The organism is Vibrio sp. 1F255 (assembly GCF_041439145.1).
Classification (GTDB): Bacteria; Pseudomonadota; Gammaproteobacteria; order Enterobacterales; family Vibrionaceae; genus Vibrio; species Vibrio crassostreae_C.
In genome coordinates this window covers 1-2,459 of the sequence record NZ_JBGONQ010000072.1, presented here as the reverse complement: position 1 = coordinate 2,459, position 2,459 = coordinate 1, and the positions used below count along the sequence as shown (strand labels likewise).

Genomic DNA, 2,459 nt, shown 5'->3' with positions numbered 1-2,459 from the left:
AAATGATCAGATCACAGGACTTGGAAAAGGTTCAACTAATTTAGGCAACAACGCCGTTTAAAGTTGTTAAATCAAACTTCGACTATCGAAAGGCTTAATGAGATTAAAGGAATAAACGCACATTTTGACGAAACTGCTCTTTTGGTAAAGAAAAGTAAAACCGAAATACTCAATGACTGGTATACATCGCTTCCAAAACTCACCAAAGCAGAGGAATTCTTATCTAACCTGAAATAACCTCTTGTAATCCGTTAAATGCTAATTTAGCAACTCATATAACACAGAAATGTCCAGAAACGTGCCAGAAGCATAACGATCCCATCTGCATAACGATCCCATCACAGCTTGAGTACTTACTTCGCTTACCGGGTTTAAAAACATAAACAGATAAAGGTAATACCTTTTCGTTGAGTGTAATTTCTCTCGACGATGGAAAACCAGACTCTATATTTTTATCTCTGTCACTCATCAATCGAGACATTAACCCTTTAAGGTTTACCTCAAAACTATGACCTGAATAACCTTCCCGGCGTTCATAAAAACGTATAGGAAGAGGAGCGTTAGGAATCAAAAAAGACAATCGATAATATAAATCAAATAAAATATTTGTTCGCAGTGCTGAGCCTTTGAAGATCTTATGTCGTGGTATGCGCAAGTTATGACACACTTTAATGCTCGTTGAATCGATAAACTCAATGTCTGTAGGCTCTCCCTTCACATGAGTGAAGAAAGAACAACAGAAGGCATCACTTCTAGAAAGCGTGTGTAGCTGAGTAAAGTAGGGAAATCATGTCTATAATATCGACAGATTAATCCGAGATAGAAATTCTTAAAATCACGATGGTGAGACATGTGAAAGGCAATAATAATGGTCATTATTTCATTTTCAGACATACGGCCTTTACAATTTCGCTTCCGTTCACCATCTTCAATCTGAAGTTTTTGCTACTGAGATAGAAAAGCCTGGCATAAGTCTTCGACATGACAGAATAAGTCTACTAATTTACGCATAGCTGGTTCCTTAGTGATGAGTCCTTCTTGTTCGAAAGATCTGATCACTGAACCAGCCTTTAGTTCATTTTTTCTTATTCCGAGTTCAGGTTAAGTAATATCGGTTACCCAAGGTTGATTGGGAGAGTGTGGGTTGAAGTTTTTATCCAGCTTGTTTGGGGTAACGACACCCTCAGTTCCCGACTTAGATCTTGGCTTTCTGTACCCTCTTTTTGGCTTGCAGTCCTTCTCGTTTTATCAGTCCGATAAACTAGCCTCCAGAAGGGGGCTTAGCTTAATATATTAATCAATGGGGTTTGCATGTATAAGCCTTGCCGGTTTTCACTATTAGGTTTAATTCAACCATATCTTCAACTAGCGTCTTTGTTTCGATGTACGGTAATGAAAGGTGATAGGACAGAGTGCTGATTTTTAGCCCTAGTTTGTATCTTCTGATGTGATTACATATCGAACTAAACCTTTTAGTCTCACTATACTTAAAGTCGACATCCAGTTTTTTACACATATCTGCGCATGACCTTGTAAATTGTCCTCCTAACTTTTTTATAGTATTGGGGTGAAGTTCAACGCGAGTATCACAAAGTGAACAGGTAACTATCGTCATGTAGACCAGTTTTTTGTCACCACTGGTAATCATGACAGTATCGATGTTGTTTTTATTGAGCATGTTATAAAGGTAGATGATGAGGTAGGTATCTGCAGCTTCGGGCACGCTCGGGACGAGCAGTGTTATTTCGTTACCATAGCATCTTAGGTTGTTGGTATTATTGGACGCAGCAAGACAGCAAACCGATGGTTTACTAGGGAGGGGTGTTTTACTCAAGGGATACTGGTCTGCGTCGACAACGACAAGGGTTTTGATGTCCATAAATCCTCACTTACGGGATTTGTAGACAATATCATCACAAACCCCGTTTAACTCATTAAACGAAAGTGTGATGATATTCCTCTTCGGCAGTCGCCTAATTGTTGTGGCGATCGTCCGGAACGAAGTTGTTCTCCGAGTTACTCATCTACCTTATATTATAGATCAGTATTCACGGTAAGTCGTTGGTTGGTCATTGAGTACCAGAATGCTCGCAACTCTGGTTTGTGATGCGCAATAAATGGCATTGTTCCGCAGATGCATGCCAGACGAGGGGATGATTAGAGCTTATCTATCCTATTGCTTTTTTTTAAGGGACTTAACGTCAGTACCGCGTCTAATGATATTTCAACAACACCTATTAGCCCTGCAAAATTGCGTAAATGTAAAATTAATCAACCTTTTCCACTTGTAACACACGGTATTTCAACCGCCTTAATGTGCTCATAATGCAACACTCCCCCATTCTTTACCCTCCACGAATTACATCACGGCTCTTTACTAAAATCAGATTTTACAGTGCTTAAGGGCGTTGTTGCCTAAATTAGTTGAACCTTTTCCAAGTCCTGTGATCTGATCATTT

2 pseudogenes are annotated in these 2,459 nt (G+C 39.4%); both read right to left on the bottom strand.

Features of this window, described 5'->3' with window-relative positions:
• Positions 1–610: 610 nt before the first annotated feature.
• A pseudogene (locus tag ACED41_RS21415) lies at positions 611–1,011 on the bottom strand (transposase); the annotation flags it as partial.
• 93 nt (positions 1,012–1,104) lie between these two features.
• Positions 1,105–1,218: pseudogene (locus tag ACED41_RS21410) on the bottom strand (IS3 family transposase); the annotation flags it as partial.
• Between the last annotated feature and the right edge of the window lie 1,241 nt (positions 1,219–2,459).